The organism is Krasilnikovia sp. M28-CT-15, from assembly GCF_047159595.1.
Lineage (GTDB): Bacteria > Actinomycetota > Actinomycetes > Mycobacteriales > Micromonosporaceae > Actinoplanes.
On sequence record NZ_BAAGAK010000001.1, the window covers coordinates 5,541,373 to 5,563,062 of the forward strand.

General features: G+C 71.4%; 16 protein-coding genes. 11 read left to right on the forward strand and 5 right to left on the reverse strand.

Features of this window, described 5'->3' with window-relative positions:
• The first annotated feature begins 23 nt into the window (after nt 1-23).
• The gene (locus ACMCNO_RS25455; protein ID WP_412751969.1) at nt 24-3,023 is read left to right on the forward strand and encodes a discoidin domain-containing protein; all 3,000 of its coding nucleotides are present in this window, start codon (nt 24-26) and stop codon (nt 3,021-3,023) included.
• A 27-nt stretch (nt 3,024-3,050) separates the two neighbouring features.
• Here the strand turns inward: ACMCNO_RS25455 and ACMCNO_RS25460 are convergent, their stop codons facing one another.
• From ACMCNO_RS25460 to ACMCNO_RS25470, 3 genes are all read right to left on the reverse strand, one after another.
• Entirely contained in the window at nt 3,051-4,187 is a 1,137-nt protein-coding gene (locus tag ACMCNO_RS25460) for a glycoside hydrolase family 26 protein (protein ID WP_412751970.1), read from the reverse strand.
• Nucleotides 4,188-4,603: 416 nt separating this feature from the next.
• Nucleotides 4,604-6,505 carry a PAS domain S-box protein gene (locus ACMCNO_RS25465; RefSeq protein ID WP_412751971.1) on the reverse strand — a complete coding sequence of 634 codons (1,902 nt, stop codon included), beginning with the start codon at nt 6,503-6,505 and terminating at the stop codon, nt 4,604-4,606.
• A 122-nt stretch (nt 6,506-6,627) separates the two neighbouring features.
• The gene (locus ACMCNO_RS25470) at nt 6,628-7,701 is read right to left on the reverse strand and encodes an alkene reductase (RefSeq protein ID WP_412751972.1); all 1,074 of its coding nucleotides are present in this window, start codon (nt 7,699-7,701) and stop codon (nt 6,628-6,630) included.
• A gap of 158 nt (nt 7,702-7,859) precedes the next feature.
• Between ACMCNO_RS25470 and ACMCNO_RS25475 the strand changes: the two genes are divergently transcribed.
• Entirely contained in the window at nt 7,860-8,228 is a 369-nt protein-coding gene (locus tag ACMCNO_RS25475) for a MerR family transcriptional regulator (RefSeq protein ID WP_412751973.1), read from the forward strand.
• Nucleotides 8,229-8,232: 4 nt separating this feature from the next.
• Here ACMCNO_RS25475 and ACMCNO_RS25480 read toward each other — a convergent pair whose 3' ends face one another.
• A complete protein-coding gene (locus ACMCNO_RS25480; protein ID WP_412751974.1) occupies nt 8,233-8,937 on the reverse strand; it encodes a hypothetical protein in 705 nt (234 codons plus the stop codon).
• A gap of 311 nt (nt 8,938-9,248) precedes the next feature.
• Between ACMCNO_RS25480 and ACMCNO_RS25485 the strand changes: the two genes are divergently transcribed.
• The 4 genes from ACMCNO_RS25485 (at nt 9,249) to ACMCNO_RS25500 (ending at nt 11,221) form a co-directional block, all read left to right on the forward strand.
• On the forward strand, nt 9,249-9,599 hold the full coding sequence (locus ACMCNO_RS25485) for a hypothetical protein (RefSeq protein WP_412751975.1): 351 nt from the start codon (nt 9,249-9,251) through the stop codon (nt 9,597-9,599).
• A gap of 91 nt (nt 9,600-9,690) precedes the next feature.
• Nucleotides 9,691-10,011, forward strand: a complete 321-nt coding sequence (locus tag ACMCNO_RS25490; protein WP_412753805.1) for an ArsR/SmtB family transcription factor — start codon at nt 9,691-9,693, stop codon at nt 10,009-10,011.
• On the forward strand, nt 10,008-10,736 hold the full coding sequence (locus ACMCNO_RS25495) for an aquaporin (protein WP_412751976.1): 729 nt from the start codon (nt 10,008-10,010) through the stop codon (nt 10,734-10,736). The genes ACMCNO_RS25490 and ACMCNO_RS25495 overlap by 4 nt, the downstream gene beginning before the upstream one ends.
• 74 nt (nt 10,737-10,810) lie before the next feature.
• Nucleotides 10,811-11,221, forward strand: a complete 411-nt coding sequence (locus ACMCNO_RS25500; RefSeq protein ID WP_412753806.1) for an arsenate reductase ArsC — start codon at nt 10,811-10,813, stop codon at nt 11,219-11,221.
• A 36-nt stretch (nt 11,222-11,257) separates the two neighbouring features.
• Here ACMCNO_RS25500 and ACMCNO_RS25505 read toward each other — a convergent pair whose 3' ends face one another.
• Nucleotides 11,258-11,845, reverse strand: coding sequence for a GNAT family N-acetyltransferase (locus tag ACMCNO_RS25505; RefSeq protein WP_412751977.1), 588 nt, complete (start codon nt 11,843-11,845; stop codon nt 11,258-11,260).
• Nucleotides 11,846-12,117: 272 nt separating this feature from the next.
• On the opposite strand from ACMCNO_RS25505, the gene ACMCNO_RS25510 reads away from it, so the two are divergent.
• The 5 genes from ACMCNO_RS25510 to ACMCNO_RS25530 all read left to right on the forward strand — a co-directional run bounded on the left by ACMCNO_RS25510 (nt 12,118) and on the right by ACMCNO_RS25530 (nt 21,661).
• Entirely contained in the window at nt 12,118-14,706 is a 2,589-nt protein-coding gene (locus ACMCNO_RS25510) for a glutamate--cysteine ligase (RefSeq protein ID WP_412751978.1), read from the forward strand.
• Between the two features lie 82 nt (nt 14,707-14,788).
• Nucleotides 14,789-16,561, forward strand: coding sequence for an N-acetylglutaminylglutamine amidotransferase (locus ACMCNO_RS25515; RefSeq protein WP_412751979.1), 1,773 nt, complete (start codon nt 14,789-14,791; stop codon nt 16,559-16,561).
• A gap of 17 nt (nt 16,562-16,578) precedes the next feature.
• The gene (locus tag ACMCNO_RS25520; protein ID WP_412751980.1) at nt 16,579-18,378 is read left to right on the forward strand and encodes a S9 family peptidase; all 1,800 of its coding nucleotides are present in this window, start codon (nt 16,579-16,581) and stop codon (nt 18,376-18,378) included.
• A gap of 118 nt (nt 18,379-18,496) precedes the next feature.
• On the forward strand, nt 18,497-20,230 hold the full coding sequence (locus ACMCNO_RS25525) for a methyl-accepting chemotaxis protein (protein WP_412751981.1): 1,734 nt from the start codon (nt 18,497-18,499) through the stop codon (nt 20,228-20,230).
• A gap of 99 nt (nt 20,231-20,329) precedes the next feature.
• Entirely contained in the window at nt 20,330-21,661 is a 1,332-nt protein-coding gene (locus ACMCNO_RS25530) for an MFS transporter (RefSeq protein ID WP_412751982.1), read from the forward strand.
• Nucleotides 21,662-21,690: the final 29 nt, after the last annotated feature.

Consider the following 21,690-nt stretch of genomic DNA (forward strand, 5'->3'; position numbering starts at 1 on the left):
GGCCACCTGACGAAAGGGATCCCATGGCCAACCGCCCCGCTCCATCCCGTCCCCGGCTCCGGCGCCTGCTGGCCGTCCTCGCCGGCGTCGTCGCCGCCGCCTCCCTCACCGCCACCGCTCCCGCACACGCCGCCGAGACCAACCGGGCGGCCGGAACGGCGTTCACCGCCAGCAGCAGCACCGACGTCTATCAGCCCGGCAGGGCCGGGGACGGCAACCCGGACACGTACTGGGAGAGCGCCAACAACGCGTTCCCGCAGTGGTTGCAGGTCGACCTCGGCGCGGCGGTCGGCGTCGACAAGGCCGTCCTGCGGCTGCCACCCGCCACGGCCTGGGCGACCCGCACCCAGACCCTGGCCATCGCGGGCAGCACTGACGGCTCGTCCTTCGCGGACCTGAAGCCCAGCGCCGGATACACGTTCAACCCGGTGAGCGGCAACACCGTCACCGTCGACCTGCCCGCGACCACCACCCGCTACCTGCGGCTGAGCTTCACGGCCAACACCGGCTGGCCCGCGGGCCAGCTGGCCGAGCTCGAGGTGTACGGGCCCACCACCCCACCGCCCACCACCCCACCGCCCACCGATCCCCCGCCCAGCGGCACCAACCTCGCGACCGGCAAGCCGATCGAGGCGTCGTCCGCGGTGTATTCGTTCGTGGCCACCAACGCGAACGACGGCACCGTGGCGACCTACTGGGAGGGCAGCGCGTATCCGGCGAACCTCACCGTGAAGCTGGGCGCCGACGCGGTCACGAAGGCCGTCGTGGTCAAGCTGAACCCCGATCCCCTCTGGGCGGCGCGCACGCAGACGTTCTCCATCCTGGGGCGGGCAAGCGACGCCACCGCGTTCACCACGCTGGTGAACTCCGCGACGTACCGGTTCGACCCGGCCTCGGGCAGCACGGTCACCGTCGCGGTCAGCGCGACCGTCGCGGACGTACGACTCAGCTTCACCGCCAACACCGGGGCGCCGAGCGGCCAGGTGGCGGAGTTCCAGGTCATCGGCACCCCGGTGCCGGAACCGGAGACCGCCGACCTGGTCGGTGCCGCCACCTGGTCACCGGGCAACCCGGCCGCGGGCGACCCGGTCACCTTCTCGGTGCCCCTGCGCAACGCGGGGAACATCGCCACCGCGTCCGGCGCCCACGACGTCACGGTCACGATCCTCAACGGATCGACCACGGTACGCACCCTGACCGGGACGTACACCGGCAGGCTGGCGCCCGGCGCCTCGGCACCGCCGATCTCCGTGGGCACGTGGACGGCCGCCACCGGCCGGTACTCCGTGCGTACCGTGATCGCGGACGACCCCGGCGAGCTGCCGGACCGGAAAGCCAACAACACCACCGAGACTCCGCTGCTGGTGGGTCGCGGGGCGAACATGCCCTACGACGTCTACGAGGCCGAGGACGGGCAGCTCGGCGGCGGTGCCCAGGTCGTCGGCCCGAACCGCACCATCGGCGACCTCGCCGGGGAAGCCTCCGGGCGGCGGGCCGTCACGCTGAACCAGACCGGCGCGTCCGTCCAGTGGACCACCAAGGCGAAGACGAACACGCTGGTCGCCCGGTTCTCCATCCCGGACGGCACGACCAGCTCGATCAACGTGTACGTCGACGGCACCCTGAACCGCACCCTGCCGCTCACCGCGAAGTACGCGTGGCTGTACGGCGAGGAGGCCAACCCGCAGAACTCGGGCACCGGCGCCCGGCACATCTACGACGAGGCGAACATCATGCTGACCGGCACGGTGGCCGCGGGCAGCACGATCCGCCTGCAGAAGGACGGCGGGAACCCGGGCCCGATCGCGATCGACTTCATCAACACCGAACAGGCCGCCCCGATCGCGAACCCCGACCCCGCGAAGTACGTGGTCCCGTCCGGGCTTGACCAGCAGGCCGTGCAGGCGGCGCTGGACACGGCCCGGATGGACACCACCAAGGCCGGGGTCTACCTGCCCGCGGGCGACTACCGCACCACCGGCAAGTTCCAGGTGTTCGGCCGGGCGATCCAGGTCGTCGGCGCGGGCCCGTGGTACACCCGCTTGTTCACCCCTGCCGACCAGACCGAGACCGATGCCGGGTTCTCGGCGCAGAGCGGCGCGGGCGGCTCGGCGTTCCGGAACTTCGCGTTCTTCGGCAACTACACGATCCGCCGGGACGGTCCCGGCAAGGTGTTCGACTTCAGCAACATCGCAGACATCACGATCGACAACATCTGGGCCGAGCACGTGGTGTGCCTGTACTGGGGCGCGAACACCGACCGGATGACCATCAGCAACTCGCGGATCCGGGACACGTTCGCCGACGGCGTCAACATGACCAACGGCAGCACGGACAACCATGTGGTCAACAACGAGGCGCGGGCGACCGGCGACGACAGCTTCGCGCTGTTCTCGGCGATCGACGCGGGCGGATCCGACGAGACCGGCAACGTGTACGAGAACCTCACCGCGATCCTCACCTGGCGCGCTGCCGGGGTCGCCGTGTACGGCGGGTACAACAACAGGTTCCGCAACATCTACATCGCGGACACGCTGGTGTACTCCGGCATCACCATCAGCTCGCTGGACTTCGGCATCCCGATGAACGGCTTCGGCGCCGACCCGCCGACCTCCTTCGACAACATCACCAGCGTCCGGGCCGGTGGGCACTTCTGGGGCGCGCAGACGTTCCCCGCGATCTGGGTGTTCTCCGCGTCGAAGGTGTTCCAGGGCATCCGGGTGAGCAATGTGGACATCATCGACCCCACGTACTCGGGCATCATGTTCCAGACCAACTACGTGGGCGGCCAGCCGCAGTTCCCGATCAAGGACACGACGTTCACGAACGTCACCATCACGGGCGCGCAGCGCAGCGGTGACGCGTTCGACGCCAAGTCCGGCTTCGGGATCTGGGCCAACCCGATGCCCGAGGCGGGCCAGGGCCCGGCCGTGGGCGAGGTGAGCTTCACCAACCTGAAGCTGGCGAACAACCACCGCGACATCGAGAACCCGACCACCACGTTCACGATCCACCGCAATTGAGTACGGCGGGCCCGCAGCTTTCGTTTCCTATCCGGCGAAACGGGAGCTGCGGGCCAGCGCCTTGTACGCGGCGAGGCTGGAGCCGCTGGTGTCGATCCGGAAGTTGTGCGGCGCGTCGTGGGTGTCGGTGTCGAACCACACGAGCCCGCCGATCTGCGGCGTCGACTTCACGTACGCGGACAGATCCGCGATCCAGTCGGCCTTGCTGTTCCCGCCGTGGTCGATCGCCGCGGTCTCCGTGACGATGATCGGCTTCTTCCCGCCGTACGCGCTGACGACCGGCTTGAACAGAGTCCGGGGCGACTCCTGGTAGAAGTTGTAGCCCGAGACACCCACCCAGTCGACGTACGCGTCGCCCGGGTAGTAGCGCTGCATCTTGTTCCACGACGTGTTCGGCCCGGAGTTCCAGTTCGGGCTCCACACCCATGCGACGTTGTCGGCCCCTTCGCGGCGGAAGATGTCGTGCATCCGCCGCCACGCCCGGATGTAGCCCGCGGTGTCCTGGCCGTTGTTCGCGCCGCCCCACTCGAACCAGTCGCCGTTCATCTCCCAGCCCCAGCGCAGCAGCACCGGCCGCTTGTGCCCGCGCAGGTCCCGGGCCGCCGACGCGATCAGCTTGTCGGAGCCGCCCCCGTTGATCCGCGAGTACGGCACGCCGTGCCAGGACGCCAGCAGCGTGCTGTCGCCGATCGACGGCCGTTGCAGCCGCTCGCCGAAGCCGTAGAAGGCGTGCACGATGCGCTGGTCGCGGCCGAGCTGGCCGCGGCGCAGCGAGATGCTCGACGACAACGACCGCCCGCTGAGGCTCAGGTACGCGCCGAGCTTCACCTTGCCCTGCTCGAACGGCACCGGGCCGCCGAATCCGGAGTGGCCCGTGCTGCCCCGGCCACCGGGCGACGCGGACCCGGTCGGGGTGGCGGACGCCGACGGGGCGGGCCGCGTGGTCGCCGTGGCGGTACCGACGCTCGCGGCGGGGCTGGCGCTCGCGGCGGGGCTGGCGCTCGTGACCGCACCGGCGGGCGTGGCACTCGGCGTGCTCGGCGTCGGCGCGGGGTCGGCGACCGCGGAGGCCCGGGAGCACGCGGCCGGGAGGGTCGCCAACGCGGCCAGCGTGAGCAATCCACGGCGGGGTAGCCGGGGGCTGCCGGACGGTGCGGCGGTCATGATTCTCCTCGCGTACGGGTCGTCTCCGCGGCGAAGGCTACCGGGCCGAAACGCATAAATATGTCGTGGGCAACCATTCCCCACGACGCATATTGCCTCTTGATTCGCATCCCTCAGAGATCCGACAAACCGGGTTTGCGGGGTTATTTGCGCTAGCTCAGAATTGCCGTACTTCGTCTTTGATGTCCGATCGACGCACCTGCCGGGAGCTTATGCACCTGCCCGGCCGCCCACCTGGGTCGTCGACATGGCGGGGTCGGCACATCCGATCGACCCACCCGGGCGCATGTTCTCGGCCGACCACCCGTGGCCCGGATGTCCGCACCTGTTGCCGGACACGGCAAACCGTGGGAAGCGCGCCCGACTGCACGTGGTTTGACCGGTATTCGCCGGTCAGGGCTACGCCGAGTTCGTGGTCACGCCGAGTTCGTGGTCACGCCCAGCGCCTGGCGCACGGCGTCCAGCAACTCGTCCGCGGTGAACGGCTTGTGGATCAACGGGATTCCGTCCAGCACCAGATGCTGCACCTTGGCGGTCTCCTCGCTGTATCCGGAGATCAGCAGGATGCGGACGCCCGGGTACTGGATGCGTACCGTCTCGGCCAGGCGGGACCCGGACATCTCCGGCATGATGACGTCGGTGAGCAGCAGGTCGAACGGGCGGCGCTGGATCCGCTCGAGCGCCGCCCGGCCGTGCTCGGCCTGGCTGACCTGATAGCCCTCGCCCTCCAGGATCCGTACGGTGATCCGCCGGACCTCCGCGTCGTCCTCCACGACGAGGATGCGCCGCCCCACGTTGCCTCCCACCGCCGTGGCGGCATCTCCCTGCGCTGCCGTGTCGGCGGTGACGGCGGGCAACAGGATCCGGAACGTGGTGCCGATCCCCGGTTCCGACGACACGGAGATGTCTCCGCCCGCCTCCGTCACGATGGCGTACACCGTTGCCAGCCCGAGTCCCGTGCCGTGCTGCTTGGCCTTGGTGGTGAAGAACGGCTCGAAGATGCGGGCGGCGACCTCCGGGGTCATCCCGATGCCCGTATCGCTGACCTGGAGCTGTGCGTACGGACCTGCGGGCAGCGGCGGCAGCCGGTCGGGGTCGTCGTCGAGCTGGACGGCGGAGGCCTCGATGCTGACCGTGCCGCCGTCGGGCATCGCGTCGCGGGCGTTGATCACCAGGTTGAGCAGGATCTGCTCCATCCGCCCCCAGTCGGCGCGGATGGACAGGGGCTGCGGGGACGGGCGGGCGATCAGCTCGATGTGACCGCCGATCGTGCGCCCGAGCAGGGCGCGGGCATCCTCGATCACCGCATCGAGGTCGATGATCTCGCTGTCGCCCGGCTCCTGCCGGGCGAACAGCAGCAGCTGCCGGGTGAGTTCGCGGGCCCGTTCGGCGCTGGCGCGGGCACGGGTGAGGTCCTGGTGGGCGTCGGCGTCGGTGGTCTGCTCCAGAACGAAGTCGAGGTAGTTGAGATTGATCGCCAGCAGGTTGTTGAAGTCGTGTGCGATGCCGCCGGCGAGTTGCCCGAGGGACTCCAGCCGTTCGGCGAGCGCCGAGCGTTCCATGATCTGGCGGCGTTGCTCCTCGGCGCGCTTCAGGACGGTGACGTCGCGTTCGATGCACGCGATGGCGACCACCTGACCACGGCGGTCGCGGATCGGGGACATGCTGACCGACACGTCGACGGTCGTGCCGTCCCGGCAGACCCGGCGCGCCTCGAGCACGCCGATGCTCCCGCCCTCGCGCAGCGTCGCCATGGTCTCGGGCAGCCCGGCAAGCTGGTCCGGCGGGTACACGAGGGCGATTTCGCGCCCGATCGCCTCCTCGGCGCTCCAGCCGTACTGGCGCGTCGCGCCCTCGTTCCAGGTGACGATGGTGCCGTCGAGGTCGGTGGTGATGACCGCGTCCTGAGTCGAGTGCACGATCGCGGCGAGCGTCGACTCATGCTGGGCTCCGCGGTGCGCCCGCTTCTCCAGGATCCCGAGCCGGTAGGAGAACGCGGCGCTGAGCACGGTCATCGCGAGGATCACCCCGAGGCGCAGCGTCTGTGCCGTGGTCCCCGCCAGCCCGTGCCGCGCCGTCATGATCAAGACCATCGCGAACGCGACGAGTCCGACCAGGGTCACCGCCCACGGGCGCAGCAACGTCGCCGCCAGCACCGGCGCGATCAGGACCAGCCAGAAGAACACCACGTCCGGTGGGGTCAGCAGATCCGCGATCGCCGCCACGATGGCCAGCAGGACCGTCAACACGAGCAGCCCGGACCGCCATCCGTTGTGCAACGCCCCCGCGCGTTCGCGCCGCAGAATCCCGAACTCCATGCGAGCCCCCCGCGACTCAGAATGACATGCGGGGGGCCGTCGACCAGGGACTTCGCCCACGGCGGCCGCCCGCCTTGCCGAGTTCCTGCGAGTCACTCGGCAAGGCGGGGCCACCCGGCCGGTCAGGCCGCGTGCTGATACGCGGGGTAGGTGATGTACCCCTGGTCACCGCCCGCGTACCAGGTCCTCTGGTCGTCCTCGGCGATCGGCAGGCCCTGCCGGAGCCGCTCGACCAGGTCCGGGTTGGCGATGAAGGCGCGCCCGAAGCTGATCAGGTCGGCGCCGAGCGCCAGCCAGCGGTCGGCGTCCGCCCGGTCCGCCTTCTTCGGCCCCATCGGGAACGCCGGGTTGACGATGAGCGTGCCGGGCCAGGCCCTGCGCAGCCCGACCAGCACCTCCTCGGCCGTGGTCAGCTCCAGGTGCACGTACGCCAGTCCGAGCGGCGCCAGCTGGGCCAGCAGCGCGGCGTACAGCTCGGGGACGTCGGTCTCCGTCGCGCCCCAGATCCCGGCGCCGGGCGAGAGCCGGATCCCGGTACGGTGCGCGCCCACCGCCTCGGCGGTCGCGACGACGGCCTCCACGGCGAACCGGATCCGGTTCGTGATCGAACCGCCGTAGCTGTCGGTACGCAGGTTGGCCGAGCTGGACAGGAACTGCGAGATCAGGTAGCCGTTCGCGCCGTGCAGTTCCACCCCGTCGAAACCCGCGTCGATCGCGCGCCGGGCGGCCTCGGCGTAGGAGTGCGCCTGCTCCGGCACCTCCGCGGTCTCCAGGGCGCGCGGCACCGGCGCGGGCCGGCGCCCGGCCGGGGTGAAGATCTCCCCCTCGAACGCGACCGCCGACGGGCCGACGGGCTGGATCCCGGTCGTCTCCTCGTGCGATACCCGGCCGCCGTGCATGATCTGGGCGAAGACGCGCCCGCCGTTGGTGTGCACCGCGTCGGTGACCTGCAGCCAGGACTTGACCTGCTCGTCGGTGTGCAGGCCCGGGGTGCCGGGGTTGGACTGGCCGACGACGCTGGGCTGCACCCCTTCGGTCACGATCAGCCCCGCGGTGGCGCGCTGGGCGTAGTAGGTCGCCATCGACGGCGTCGCCAGACCGCCCGCCGCGGCACGGACCCGGGTGAGCGGGGCCATGACCACGCGGTTGGGCAGGACCAACTCACCGAGCGGGAAGCGGTCGAACAGGGTCGTCATGGATAGATGCCTTCCAGGAGCCGCACCGGGGGGGGGCCACCGGCCCCGGGTGAGCGGCCAGCGGTCACGCCCGCCGAATCGGGCGTGCCGCTACGCTAGGACCTGACACTGACGTCAGATGCAAGCATTGCGTGGCGGATCACATCGAGGGAGGCACCATGCGGATCGGTGAGCTCGCGGAGCATGCCGGGGTCAGTGTGCGTTCGCTGCGCTACTACGAGGAGCAGGGGCTGCTCACCAGCACCCGCAGCCCCGGCGGCCAGCGCCACTACACCGACAAGGAGATCGCCCGGGTGCGCTTCATCCAGCGCCTGTACACGGCCGGGCTCTCCAGCCGTACGATCGCCGAGCTGCTCCCCTGCGTCGACGCGCCCAGCGCGGACAACGCCGACACCGCATGGCAGCGGCTGACCGAGGAGCGGGACCGGATCACGGCCAACATCCAGGAGCTCACCCGGGCCAGGGACGCCCTGGACCTGCTCATGGAGATCAACCGCCAGCACCGGGAACGCCTCGCCGCCAGCTGACCGGTCACGGGCTGGTCGTGTAGCCCTCGATCTCCTCCAGGAACTTCCAGTCACCGGACTTCGTGCCGATCTGCACCCGGTGATCCGACTGGGTGCGGATGCCGGTCGCCAGCTCCGCGTGATTGTCCCCTTTGGCTATCAGCCGTACCTTGCCGGGGAACGAGGACAGCGCGAACAGAATGTCCGTCTGGTGCACCTGATTCACCATCGGGGTGGTCGCCGTCGCCCGCAGAAATGCCGATGCGACCTCGGCACGGCCCGCATGACGGGCGGCGGTCGCCTCACCACGCGCCCTCAGGTCGCCGCTGATAAGCAGGGCGCACGCGATCGCCACGCCACTGCCCAGCAGCGCCGCGCTGCCGATCAGGGCGACCACGACCGCCTGACCGAGATGATTCACCTGCGCGACGATCGCGGCTCCCGCGGACACGGCCGCGGTGACACCGCCCGCGCCGCCGACCCACTTGGTCATCGCCCGGGTGATGGCGGTCGCGCCTGACTTGATGGCCTGCACCGACGGCGGGGTGTCCGCGTTCCAGGACGCGCTGACCGCGCCTTCCCGGTCCTTGTCGTCCGCCAGCAGTTGGAGCGCCATCAGCAGGGAAGCGAGTCCGACCTCGTCGGCCTCCTGAGGCGAGCGCCCCCACTTGAGTTCGTCCAGCCGCGCGGAAGGTTCCGGACCCGCCCCCGCGTGATCAGCACCAGTCATGTTCTCGCCCCCGGTCATCCTGAGATTCACGTCCAGTGGATCGCAGCGTCCCACGCCGGATGCCGGAAATTCGCGTTTGCGAACGTCGCGGGCTCCGCCCATGGCGCTCACACCGCGTACACAGACGGGAAGCCGACTCTTCTGACATGCGGGCCGGTGCACGGCCGGCCCACCCGGCAGCGGAGTTCCTCGTGTCCGGGCCCTACCGGCATCTCCCGGTCGGGACGCGCGGCCGATCGGTGAACCTTCCCGGCACCCTCTGCGTCAGTGAGCCGTCCATCGATGCCTTCTCCGTCCCAGAGGTGGCCGGCATGAGCAGCACCATGTCGCAGGACGACATCGGCGTCGACACGACCGGCGACGCCCACCGGGTCGGACCCGCGGAGGTTACGACGTTCGCGCCGCTCGGATCCATCGCGGTGGGTGGCGGCTCGACGATGGACGCCGCGAAACTGATGTGGCTGTGGTACGAGAACCCCACGGCGTCGTTCGACGACATGAAGGAGAAGGTCCTCGACCGCCCGCGAACCCGCGCATGCTCGTCATGGCCGACATGCAGCGCGCCTGATGCGGGACGCCTACCACCCCTCCCACGGCTCCGCGCCGGGCCCTTGCGCCCACACCTTGTCCTGAACATTCGGTGTCGTCCTCGGTCAGGGTGACCAGCTTGCTTACTGCCTAGAGAGCTGTCAACCTAGAGCGGTGTCTAGGAAAAATCTGCCGGTGATCGACACCGCCGCCTGCTGCACGCCGATGGTCGCCGAAGCGCTCAGCCCTGGCGGGGCCGCCGAGCTGGCCCGCGCGTTCAAAGTGCTCGGCGACCCGGTGCGACTGCGTGTCCTGTCGCTGATCGCGGCCCGCAGAGGCGGCGAGGTCTGCGTGTGCGAGATCACCGACGCGTTCGACCTCACCGGCCCCACCATCTCGTACCACCTGCGGCAGCTCCGCGAGTCCGGGCTGGTCGACTGCGAACGCCGGGGCACGTGGGTCTACTACTGGGTCGTCCCGGGCAAGCTGGCTGGGCTGTCGCAATTTCTCGACCCCTCCGACACCACCGCCGGGGCGCCCGCGTGAGCCTCGCCCGCCGCGCATCGGCGGAATTCGCCGGCACCGCCCTGCTCACCGCAGCCGTGGTCGGCTCCGGCATCGCCGCCACCCAGCTCTCTCCCCACGATGTCGGCCTGCAACTACTGGAGAACGCGGTCGCGACCGCCCTCGCGCTGGCCGCGCTGATCCTGACCTTCGGTCCGGTCTCCGGAGCGCACTTCAACCCGGTCGTCTCCGCCGTCGACTGGTGGTGCGGCCGATCGGCGCATTCCGGCCTGACGCCCCGGGAGCTGGCCGCCTACGTGCCCGCCCAGACCGCGGGTGCGATCACCGGTGCGGTCCTCGCGGACGTGATGTTCGGCCGCCCGGCGGTCGCCTGGTCGCACCACCCGCGCACCGGCGGCACCCTGTGGCTGGCCGAAGTCGTCGCCACCACGGGGCTCGTCCTTCTCGTCTTCGCGCTCGCGCGTTCCGGGCGCACCAATGCTGCCCCGGCCGCGGTGGGCGCGTACATCGGCGCGGCGTACTGGTTCACGTCGTCGACGTCGTTCGCGAATCCGGCGGTCACGATCGGGCGGGCGTTCACCGACACCTTCGCCGGAATCGCCCCCAGCTCCGTGCCCGGGTTCGTCGCCGCACAGGTGATGGGCGCCGTTGTCGCGGTGGCCGGGATCGGCTGGTGGTACCCGGACGCCGCCCGAGCCGCCGACCAGGTCACCGTTCCCCGCCTCGCCGCCGAGGAGGTGTCGTGAACGACGACACCCCACCATCACCCGAGCTCAGGAGCAGCCGGATCATGTCCGACAAGCCCATGTCCGACAAGCCCATGTCCGACAAGCCCAGCGTGCTGTTCGTCTGCGTGCACAACGCCGGTCGCTCCCAGATGGCCGCCGGATGGCTGCGCCACCTCGCCGGGAACACCGTCGAGGTCCGCTCCGCGGGCTCGGCGCCCGCCGACGCCATCAATCCGGTCGCTGTGGAGGCCATGCGGGAGGTCGGCGTGGACATCACCGGCGAGCAGCCCAAGCTGCTGGATGCCGGCACGGTCGAGGCGTCAGACGTGGTCGTCACCATGGGATGCGGCGACGCCTGTCCCTACCACCCCGGCACACGCTACGAAGACTGGCAGCTCACCGACCCCGCCGGACAACCCATCGACGTCGTCCGTGCCGTCCGTGACGACATCCGCAACCGCGTCGAGAGGCTCCTCACCGAACTCGCCGGCCAGCCTGAGTAGCGGAGACGACCACCCCATCGGGACGGCGCGGCCGGATCAGCCCACCGGCGGCGAGCCGGGCCGGCTTCTTGCCCGCGTCCAGCCGTTCGAGGTGTAGATGAGTTCCGGGCCGTCGTACCCCACAGTGTCCAACTGCCGGGCGCGCCGCAGCCCGATGCGCGTGACGACCTTGAGCGACGCGGCGTTGGCGGGCCGGATCCGGGCGACGACGGTACGGCTGGGCGGGTGGGTGGTCGCCCATCGGACCACCGCGCCAGCAGCCTCGGTGGCCACGCCGTTGCCCCAGATCAGCGGATCGAGGCGATAGAAGAGGTTGTGCACGATGCGGCCGTGCAGGCGCATCAGTTTGATCCCGCAGAAGCCGAGTGGATGATCGGTGGGGAGCTCGGCGCGTCCGTGGACGGTCCAGTAGCCGAAACCGTGCTGGTCCCAGTGCCCGGTCCAGCGTCCGAAACGCTGTTCGGCCTCGGCGCGGTCGGCCAACATGTCCCCGGGATTGTGGGCACACGCCCGAGGGTCGGTGTGAATCCGGTAGATGGCGTCGATGTCGGCGAAGGTGGGACGGCGCAGCGACAGCCGCGCGGTCCGCAACTCCTGATGCGCGGCGCGGTCGAATTCGCCCATCTGCCAGACCCTCCGTTCGACCGAAATCGCCTGGTGCTGCGCTTCGACGATATCGGTCGGGGCCGCCGGGCGCAGGTAACGGGACGTTCTGGCTCGCGCTGGACAAGATCATGCGGTGGACGCATCACGGGCCGTGGCGGTCTGCCCGCCGTAATGATCGACACGCTTGGTTTCCGTCGGAAATGGGCACGTCACATGTTCGGCACACGGGGTGGCCAGGCTCCCGAATCAGGGCTGCTTCTCCGGACGGAATGACAGAGGCGGGTTATCGCATGACGGAGACACTGAGCGCCACCGAGGACGGCGCCACGGCGCCGGGCCGCGCGGATCTCACCCTCGGCGTCGAGGAAGAGCTGCACGTCGTGGACCTGCGCACCCGGGAGCTCGTGCCGCGCGCGCCCGAGGTGCTCGCCCATCTCGACCCGAACCACTACTCGGCCGAGCTGCACCGCTCCGTGGTGGAGACCAACACCCCGGTCGCGGCCAACCTGGACGAGCTGCGTGACGGCATCGTCGCGTTGCGTCGCCGGGCCATCGGCGTGGCCGAGGCGCAGGGGCTGGGACTGGTGGCCGCGGGCACCGTACCCCTGGTGAACCTGGACAGCCCGCCGGTGACGCCGACGTCGCGGTTTCGCCGCATGCTGGACGACTACCAGCTGCTCGTCCGCGAGCAGCTGATCTGCGGGGCGCAGGTGCACGTCGGGGTGCCGGACCGCGACGAGGCGGTCGCGGTGGCGCAGCGGGTGACCCCATACCTGCCGGTGCTGCTGGCGTTGTCGGCCAGCTCGCCGTACTGGATGTTGGAGGATTCCGGCTACGCCAGCACCCGGTCGCTGATCTGGATGCGCTGGCCGACCGCCGGTGACAGCGGCACCGTGACCTCGGCGGCGGACCACGACGCGCTGGTCGCGGACCTGATCGCGTCCGGCACGATCACCGACCCCAAGATGATCTACTTCGATGTACGGCCGTCCGCACACGTCCCGACGGTCGAGCTGCGGGTCACCGACGCCTGCCCGGACGTCGACACCGTGGTGCTGTTGGCCGGGCTGTTCCGGGCCCTGGTGCTGCGGGCCCGCCAGGAGCACCGGGCCGGGCAGCCGCCCGCGCAGGTCCGGGCGCCGCTGCACCGGGCGGCGATGTGGCGGGCCGCCCGCTCCGGCCTGGAGGGCGCCCTGCTCGACCTGCCCCGCTCCCCCGCCCCGGTGTTCGCGGCGGTCGCCGTGGAACGGCTCGTCGCCGACCTGCGCCCCTGGCTGGAGGAGCTGGGCGACTGGGAGCAGGTCTTCGACCTGTCCGTGTCGGCCCTGAGCCGGGGCAGCTCGGCGGCCCGGCAGCGGCGGGCCATGGCTCGCCGGGGACGGCTGTCCGACGTGGTCGATCTGCTGCTCGCGGACACCCGGGGCGGCGCGACCGGGATCGGCCCGCAGGGGCAGAGTGTGCCCGCGGGGCTCACCCCGTACGCGGCGATCGGTGATGAGGCGTTCCCGGGCGGCGACGTGGCCCCCGGCTATCACGGCATCCTGAACGTACTGAGCAGCCTCGGCCCGGCCGGGCTGCGGCGCCGCGAGGACGCCAAGGACGACGAGCAGCGCGCTCGCGGGGTCACGTTCAGCGTGGCCGGGGACGCCGCCACCCGGCTGTTCCCGTTCGACCTGGTTCCGCGCATCGTCGCGGCGGACGACTGGGCGCGCCTGCGGGCCGGGCTGGTGCAGCGGGTCCGTGCCCTGGACGCGTTCGTCAACGATGTGTACGGCGAGCGCGCCGCGATCGCCGACGGGGTGATCCCCGGCTGGGTGGTCACGGGCTCACCGGAGCTGCGGCCCAGCGGCGCCCTGCTGCACCGGCCCGCGGTACGCGCCCAGGTGGCGGGCGTCGACCTGGTCCGCGACATCGATGGCACGTGGTGCGTGCTGGAGGACAACCTGCGCGTGCCGTCGGGGATCGCGTACGCGATGCAGAACCGGCGGCTCACCGATGCGGTCCTGCCGGAGCTGCCCCGCCCGGCCGGCCTGGCCTCACCGGACGGCGTACCGGAGATGCTGCTGCGGGCCCTGCGCGACGCGGCCGGACCCGCCGCGGGCGACGACCCGGCCGTCGTGCTGCTCAGCCAGGGGCCGGACGATTCGGCATGGTTCGAGCACCGGATGCTGGCCGAGGAGATGGGTGTGCCGGTGGTGCGCAGCACGGACCTGCTCGTCGACGACGGGATCGTGTACCGGCTGGCGGACGGCCACCGGCACCGCGTCGACGTGATCTACCTGCGGATGGGCGAGGACAGCCTGGTGCACTCCCCCAAGGCGGACGGCATGCCGCTGGGCCCCAGCCTGGTGGCCGCGCTGCACGCCGACACGGTGGTGCTGGCCAACGCGCTGGGCAACGGCATCGGCGACGACAAGGCCGTGTACGCGTACGTGCCGCAGCTGATCACCTACTATCTCGGCGAACGGCCCCTGCTGTCGGACGTGCCGACCTACCTGTGCGGCATCGAGGAACAGCGGGCCGAGGTGCTGGGACGCCTGCCGGAGCTGGTCTGCAAGCCGGTCGACGGGTACGGCGGCGACCGCGTCGTCATCGGCCCGCACGCTTCGCCGGAGGACCTGGCCGCGGTGCGCCGCCAGATCCTCGCCGCCCCGCACCGCTGGGTGGCGCAGGAGGTCGTGCAGCTCTCCACCCACCCGGTGTTCGACGGACACGAACTGGCCCCACGCCACGTCGACCTGCGGGCGTTCGTCTTCACCGGCACCGAGTCGGTGGTGGCGCCCGCCGCGCTGACCCGGGTCGCCCCCGCCGACAGCATGATCGTCAACTCGTCGCGCGGCGGCGGCGCCAAGGACACCTGGCTCCTGGACAGCGCGTAACCCAGGCGCTGCGGACACCGGTCGCGAACAGTCCGCGCGGACCCGGGACGGGACGCGTGGGCCACTGCTCGAGGAGGAACGGATGTGTGGAATCGCCGGCGAACTGCGCTTCGACGGCCACGCGGCGGACGGTGCCGCGGTCGGGCGGATGCTGCCGCACCTGGCGTCGCGCGGCCCGGACGGCGAAGGGGTGTGGCGGCGCGGACCGGTCGTGTTCGGGCACCGCCGTTTGAAGATCATCGACCTGTCGGAGACCGGCGCGCAGCCGATGACCGACGAGGAGCTCGGGCTCACCCTGGTCTTCAACGGCTGCGTCTACAACTACCGGGAACTGCGGGAACGGCTGCGCGGCGAGGGCTACCGGTTCTGCTCCACCTCGGACACCGAGGTGATCCTCAAGGCGTACCACCGGTGGGGCGCGGACTGCGTGCGGCACCTGCTCGGCATGTTCGCGTTCGCGATCGTCGAGCACGGCACCGGCACGGTGACACTGGCCCGCGACCGGCTCGGCATCAAACCGATGTACCTCGCCGAAACCGCCGGGCGGCTGCGCTTCGCCTCCACCCTGCCCGCCCTGCTGGCCGCCGGTGACGTCGACACGTCCCTGGACAAGGTGGCCCTGCACCACTACATGACGTTCCACTCCGTCGTCCCGGCGCCGCGCACGATCCTCACCGGGGTCCGCAAACTGCCGCCGGCCACCGTACGGACCATCCAGGCCGACGGCACCAGCGTCGAGCGGGTGTACTGGCAGCCGTCCTTCGAGCGGACCCGGCCGTTGAGCCCGGGTGAATGGGCCGAGCAGGTGCACGACGCACTGCGCACCGCGGTGCAGCGGCGGATGGTCGCCGACGTGCCGGTCGGGGTGCTGCTCTCCGGCGGACTCGACTCCAGCTACATCGTGGCGTTGCTGGCCGAGCAGGGGCAGCGCGGACTGACCACGTTCAGCATCGGCTTCGAGGCGGCGGCCGGGGAGAGCGGCGACGAGTTCGCGTACTCCGATCTGGTGGCCCGCAAGTTCAGCACGGACCACCACCAGATCCGGATCGGACGGCAGCGCTTCCTGCCCGCGGTGCAGCGGACGGTCGCGGCGATGAGCGAGCCGATGGTCAGTCACGACTGCGTCGCGTTCAACCTGCTCAGCGAGGACGTGTCGCAGCAGGTCACGGTGGTGCAGTCAGGCCAGGGCGCGGACGAGATCTTCGCCGGGTACAGCTGGTATCCGCCGCTGTCGGGGGTGGCCCGCTCGGCCGCGGTGGACGCGTACGCGCGGGAGTTCTTCGACCGCCCGCACGCGGCGCTGGCCCGGCAGCTGTCCCCGGACTGGCTGGCCGGCAGCGACGTGAGCCGCGAGTTCGTCGCGGGCCATTTCGGCCGCCCGGGCGCGGCCACCGCGGTCGATGCGGCGTTGCGTCTGGACTCGCAGGTGATGCTGACGGAAGACCCCGTCAAGCGGGTGGACAACATGACGATGGCGTGGGGGCTTGAGGCGCGCGTACCGTTCCTGGACCACGAACTGGTGGAGCTGGCGGCGACCTGCCCGCCGGAACTCAAGCTCGCCCAGGACGGCAAGGGCGTACTCAAGGACGCGGCCCGCGGCCTCGTGCCCGCCGAGGTGATCGACCGGCCGAAGGGCTACTTCCCGGTCCCGGCCATCCGGCATCTGGCCGGGCCCATCCTGGAACGGGTACGCGACGCGCTGCACGCACCCGAGGCCCGGTCCCGGGGACTGTTCCGCGCGGAGTACGTCGACGCCCTGCTGGCCGACCCGAACACGCCCCGCACCACACTCGGCGCGAACCAGCTGTGGCAGCTGGCCGTCCTGGAGATGTGGTTGCAGGACAAGAGGATCTGACGAATGGGGAGTCCCGGGTGAACGGTCAGCACAACAGCGCGGTCCTGCCCACCGGACGGACGGCGTTGGACACTGCCGGTTGCTCGTCACCGGCCCTGTCCCCGGACGGCCGGCACTCGGCGTACGTCTCCGACCGCGGCGGCACCCCACAGATCTGGGTGCAGCCGGTCGGCAGTGATCTGGCGGTCAGCGTCGACACCGGCGGGGAGCCGGTCGCCGCGGTGCACTGGTCCACCGGCGGCGACTGGCTGGCCTGCCAGGTCAGTCCCGGCGGGGCGCCCCGGCACGAGGCGTGGCTGGTGCGCCCCGACGGCTCCGCGCTGCATCAGGTGGCGGGCTTCGGCGCGGACACCGCGGACACCCTGCGCTGGCTGCCCGGCCGTGCGGTGCTGGCGGTCACCGAGAACCTGAGCCGCGCGTTGCTCGTCGACGCCGAGACCGGGCAGCGGCACGTCGTCGCGGAGGGCGAGCTGATCGCGCTGCTCGACGTCAGCCCGGACCACGGCCGGGCGCTGCTGCGCCGCGGCCCGCGCGGGGCCCGCCGGCTGGTCGTGCGCGACCTGCGCAGCGGCCTGGAACGGTACGTGACCGACGGCCAGCAGGGCTGTTTCGGCCCGGACGGGCACACCGTGTACGCGGTCAGCGACGCCGGCGAGTTCCCCGTGGTGATCCGGGTGGACGAAGCCGTGACCGTGCTCGCCGACGCCGGGCGCGGGGAGGTGGAATCGTTCGCGCTGACCGTGGACGGCCGTACCCTCGCGGTGTTGTGGAACGTCCGTGGCGGGGAGTCGGAACTCGCGCTGCTCGACCTCGCCCACGGTGGGCGCCGCGTCGTGCATCCGCTGCCCGGCACCGTGATCGGCGGACTGGTGTGGAGCACCGACGGCCACACGCTGGCGTTCACGGCCGAAGGGCCGGGGCAGCCGCACGGCGTCTGGGCCTACCACGACCATCCCCGGCCTGCCTCGGCCGATCCGGCCACCGCAGACGCTGCGGTGCGACCGATCTCGGTGGAACCGGCTGTCGTGGGCGCGGTGCGGCCGGTGCTGCACGCGTTCCGGTCCCACGACGGCCTGGAGATCACCGGATGGCTGCTGCGGCCCGCAGACGGCGGCCCGCACCCTGCCGTGCTGTGGCTGCACGGCGGCCCCGAGGCGCAGGAGCGGCCCGGGCACAGCCCGCTGTTCGAGTCGCTGGTGGCGCACGGCATCGCGGTCTTCGCGCCGAACGTCCGCGGCTCGTCAGGCTTCGGGCGCGGCTTCGTCGCCGCCGACAACGGCCCGCTGCGGTACGCCGCGATCGCCGACGTGGCCGCCTGCGTCGACTACCTGACCGCGGCGGGAATCGCCGATCCGGCCCGGGTCGGCTGTGCGGGCCGCTCGTACGGGGGTTACCTGACGCTGGCCGCGCTGACCACATACCCGGAGTTGTTCGCGGTCGGCGTCGACGTCTGCGGCATGTCGAACTTCGCCACGTTCTACGCGCACACCGAGCCGTGGATCGCCGCCGCCGCGGTCACCAAGTACGGCGACCCGGTCGCCGACGCCGCACTGCTGCACGACCTGTCGCCGATCACCCGGATCGACCGGCTGCGGGCTCCGCTGCTGGTGGTGCACGGCGCGAACGACAGCAACGTACCCGTGATCGAGTCGGAGCAGGTCGTCGCGGCGCTGGCCGAGCGCGGGGTGCCGCATCACTACCTGCTGTTCCCCGGGGAGGGGCACGAACTGCTGCACCGCGACGCCCGCGCCGAATACCTGCGGGTGACCGTCGACTGGCTGGCGAGACACCTGCGGGCATCCGCCCCGATCCCGTGATCGCAACGACGGCCGCCGGAGCATCGGCGGCCGTCGCCGGAAAGGGTCCGACGGTTCGTGGCGACCGTCACGGTGACCGATGCTGGCGGTGTTCCGGCCCCGAACCGATGTAACGTACGTGACCCTTCGGCTTCTGCGCTGGGCCCGCCCCGTGGGGGCGGGCCTTCTCGTGTTGACCGCTGTCTTCCTCGCCTTGCGCGCGGTCGCGACCGGCCCGTTCGAGGAGCTGGAGGCCAACCAGCTGGCCCGCGACGCCCAGCGGTTGCGGATCGCCCTGGACAGCCAGGTGGCCCTGCTGAGCACGTTCGGCGCCACGAACTCGGTGTGGGACGATTCCGCCGACCAGGTCGCCGCCGGCGACCGCCCGGGTTTCCTGGACAGCTTCGAACCGGACTACCTGCGTGGCACCGGCGTCGTCGACGGCGTGCTCGGCGTGGGACTCGACGGCGCGCCCCGCGTCGGCGGGCTGGTGGAGGGCGACAACAGCGACGAGTTCGCCGCGGCCCCCGCCGAGCTGCGCGACCCGGCCATGCTGCGCCGCCTGTTCAACCCCCAGGCCAAGGCGGGCGACGGGGTGTGCGGCATCGTCGGCGCGGCCGAGGGCGCCTACCTGTTCTGCGGCTTCGCCGCCTACCCGAGCAGCGGGGACCCGCCGGCCAAGGGTGGACTGATCTATCTGAAGTCGCTGGATCCGGCGGCCCTGACCAAGCTGGGCGCCGAGGTGGACCTGCCGTTGGCGCGGGTGGCCCAGAAGCAGGACGGGGCGGCCGAGCGGTCCGTGCTGGCCAGCAAGCTCGGAAAGATCGCGGTCAGCACCGCCACCCTGAACGGCACCCAGGTCGCCGTCGACGCGGTCGTGCCGACCATCAACGGTGGCCAGGTGGTGCTGCGATCGGTGCGGGACCGGCCGATCCACCAGGTGGCCGGGCAGATGGCGAACCAGATCTTCCTGGTGACCGCGGTGGGCACCCTGCTGCTGATCGGCGCGGTCCAGATCCTGTCCCGCCGGGCCGTCCGTCAGCGGGTGCGACCGCTGCGGCGGACGACCGAAGCCGTCATCGCCTCCGGCGACCGCTCCCTGCGCATCGGGCACTCCGGGGACGGGGAGATCGGGGCCCTGGCCGCGACGATCGACACGATGTTGGAGACGTTGGCCGCACAGGACTCCGCGCTGCGAGCCGAACAGGCTCAGCGGGAGGAGCAGCTGCGCGAGACGTACGCCGAGCAGGAGCGCATCCAGCAGGAGTCGCGCCGGCAGGCACGGGAAACGGTCGAGCAGACCTCCAGCGCGGTCGTGGACCGGCTCGGCGGTGTGGTCGAACACGTCGCCGAGGTGCGCACCGCCACCCGGGACATCGACGACCGGATCGACGACGCGCACCTCGCCAGCCGGGACCTGGTCGAGCACGCCGGGCAGGCCGAACAGGCGGTCGAGGCGCTGGGCCGGAGCCTGCGCCGGGTCGCCGGCATCGCCGAGATGATCACCGGTGTCGCGGCGCAGACGAACCTGCTCGCGCTCAACGCCACGATCGAGGCGGCCCGGGCCGGGGAGGCCGGGCGCGGTTTCGCCGTCGTCGCCGGTGAGGTGAAGAACCTCGCCACGTCGACCGCCGAATCCACCGACGAGATCACCACGATCGTGGGTGAGCTGGAGCGCGAGATGCTGGCGATGTCCGCAACGGTCCGCACGATGGCCGGCTCCGTGACCGGCATCACCGGGACGACAAGCCAGGTGCACGACCTCGCCGAGCGCCAGCGTGCCCAGGTGGAGCAGCTCAGTCGCGACGTCGACGACGCCATCCGGCAGATCGAGAGCCTCTCCACCGAAGGCCACGACACCGCGCGAGAGTGACGCGCCACACGGGGGGATTGTGAGGCACCTCGTTGTTCTCGGAAGGGATCGCCAGCAGGGTTGACGGCGGATTCTGCCCGCACGACGGGAAGGCGTGAGATGGCCCTGCGACCCGAGGTCCGGGCCTGGGCGGTGTGGGGTATCGGCCTGTCCGCGTACGTCGTGGCGGTGCTGCACCGGACCTCACTGGGCGTCGCCGGGCTCGACGCGCAGGCCCGGTTCCAGGTCGGAGCCGGTGCCCTCGCCTCGTTCGCGGTCCTCCAGTTGCTCGTGTACGCCGCGCTACAGGTGCCCGTCGGGGTCCTGCTGGACCGGTTCGGGTCGCTGCGGCTCGTGGTGAGCGGCGCGCTGCTCATGGCCGCGGGTCAGGCGCTGATGGCGGGCACCCACGACATGGGCGGTGCGGTCGTCGCCCGGGTGCTGGTCGGCGCGGGCGACGCGATGACGTTCATCAGCGTGCTGCGCCTGGTGCCGCAGTGGTTTCCGGCCCGCCGGGTGCCGGTACTGACCCAGCTGACCGGGCTGATGGGGCAGGCCGGGCAGGTGCTCAGCGCCGTACCGCTGGCGGCGCTGCTGGCCGGGCAGGGCTGGTCCACGGCGTTCGGGGCGGCGGCGGGCACAGGGGTGTTCGTGGGGCTGCTGGCGCTCGTGGCGTTACACGACACCCCGCAGCGTCGGATCAGCTCCGGCGCGGCGATGACGCCACGCCAGCTGGGCGCCGACCTGGCGACCGCGTGGCGCCACCCGGGCACCCGGCTCGGGCTGTGGACCCATTTCAGCACCCAGTTCACCGGTACGGTGTTCGCCCTCATGTGGGGCTACCCGTTCCTGGTGGCCGGCGAGGGGCTGTCCCGGGGGCAGGCCAGCCTGCTGTTGACCGTGTTCGTGCTGACCGGCATGGCGGCCGGGCCGGTGATCGGGGTGCTGGTGCAGCGGCATCCGATGCGCCGCTCCTGGCTGGTGCTCGGGGTCATCGGCGCGAACGCGCTCGCCTGGGCGCTCGTGCTGGCCTGGCCGGGCCGGGCGCCGCTGCCGCTGCTCGTCCTGCTGGTGCTGGCCCTGGGGCTGGGCGGTCCCGGCTCGATGATCGGCTTCGAGTTCGCCCGTACGTTCAACCCGCCGAACCGGCTGGGCACCGCGACCGGCATCGTCAACGCGGGCGGGTTCGTGGCGTCCCTGGTCACGATCCTGCTGGTCGGCCTGATCCTGGACGCCCGCACGGGTGGCCGCGCGGGGTACGGCATCACCGATTTCAAGCTCGCCATGTCGGTGCAGTACCTGGTCGGCGGGCTGGGGGTGCTCGGGATCCTGCGGACCCGGCGGCTGGCCCGCCAGCGGCTGGCCGACGAGCAGGGGCTCACCGTGCGGCCGATGCGCGAGGTCCTGGCCGACCGCGGATGGTTCGGCCGCGCGCGCGTCGGGAAACGCTGACGCCGGGGGACAATCCGGAGGTCACTCAG

What these genes read in the sequence shown, in the direction of transcription:
- ACMCNO_RS25455 (WP_412751969.1), top strand. Translation starts at nt 24, where the DNA reads ATGGCCAACCGCCCCGCTCCATCCCGTCCCCGGCTCCGGCGCCTGCTG.
- ACMCNO_RS25460 (WP_412751970.1), bottom strand. Translation starts at nt 4,187, where the DNA reads ATGACCGCCGCACCGTCCGGCAGCCCCCGGCTACCCCGCCGTGGATTG.
- ACMCNO_RS25465 (WP_412751971.1), bottom strand. Translation starts at nt 6,505, where the DNA reads ATGGAGTTCGGGATTCTGCGGCGCGAACGCGCGGGGGCGTTGCACAAC.
- ACMCNO_RS25470 (WP_412751972.1), bottom strand. Translation starts at nt 7,701, where the DNA reads ATGACGACCCTGTTCGACCGCTTCCCGCTCGGTGAGTTGGTCCTGCCC.
- ACMCNO_RS25475 (WP_412751973.1), top strand. Translation starts at nt 7,860, where the DNA reads ATGCGGATCGGTGAGCTCGCGGAGCATGCCGGGGTCAGTGTGCGTTCG.
- ACMCNO_RS25480 (WP_412751974.1), bottom strand. Translation starts at nt 8,937, where the DNA reads ATGACTGGTGCTGATCACGCGGGGGCGGGTCCGGAACCTTCCGCGCGG.
- ACMCNO_RS25485 (WP_412751975.1), top strand. Translation starts at nt 9,249, where the DNA reads ATGAGCAGCACCATGTCGCAGGACGACATCGGCGTCGACACGACCGGC.
- ACMCNO_RS25490 (WP_412753805.1), top strand. Translation starts at nt 9,691, where the DNA reads ATGGTCGCCGAAGCGCTCAGCCCTGGCGGGGCCGCCGAGCTGGCCCGC.
- ACMCNO_RS25500 (WP_412753806.1), top strand. Translation starts at nt 10,811, where the DNA reads ATGTCCGACAAGCCCAGCGTGCTGTTCGTCTGCGTGCACAACGCCGGT.
- ACMCNO_RS25505 (WP_412751977.1), bottom strand. Translation starts at nt 11,845, where the DNA reads ATGGGCGAATTCGACCGCGCCGCGCATCAGGAGTTGCGGACCGCGCGG.
- ACMCNO_RS25510 (WP_412751978.1), top strand. Translation starts at nt 12,118, where the DNA reads ATGACGGAGACACTGAGCGCCACCGAGGACGGCGCCACGGCGCCGGGC.
- ACMCNO_RS25515 (WP_412751979.1), top strand. Translation starts at nt 14,789, where the DNA reads ATGTGTGGAATCGCCGGCGAACTGCGCTTCGACGGCCACGCGGCGGAC.
- ACMCNO_RS25530 (WP_412751982.1), top strand. Translation starts at nt 20,330, where the DNA reads ATGGCCCTGCGACCCGAGGTCCGGGCCTGGGCGGTGTGGGGTATCGGC.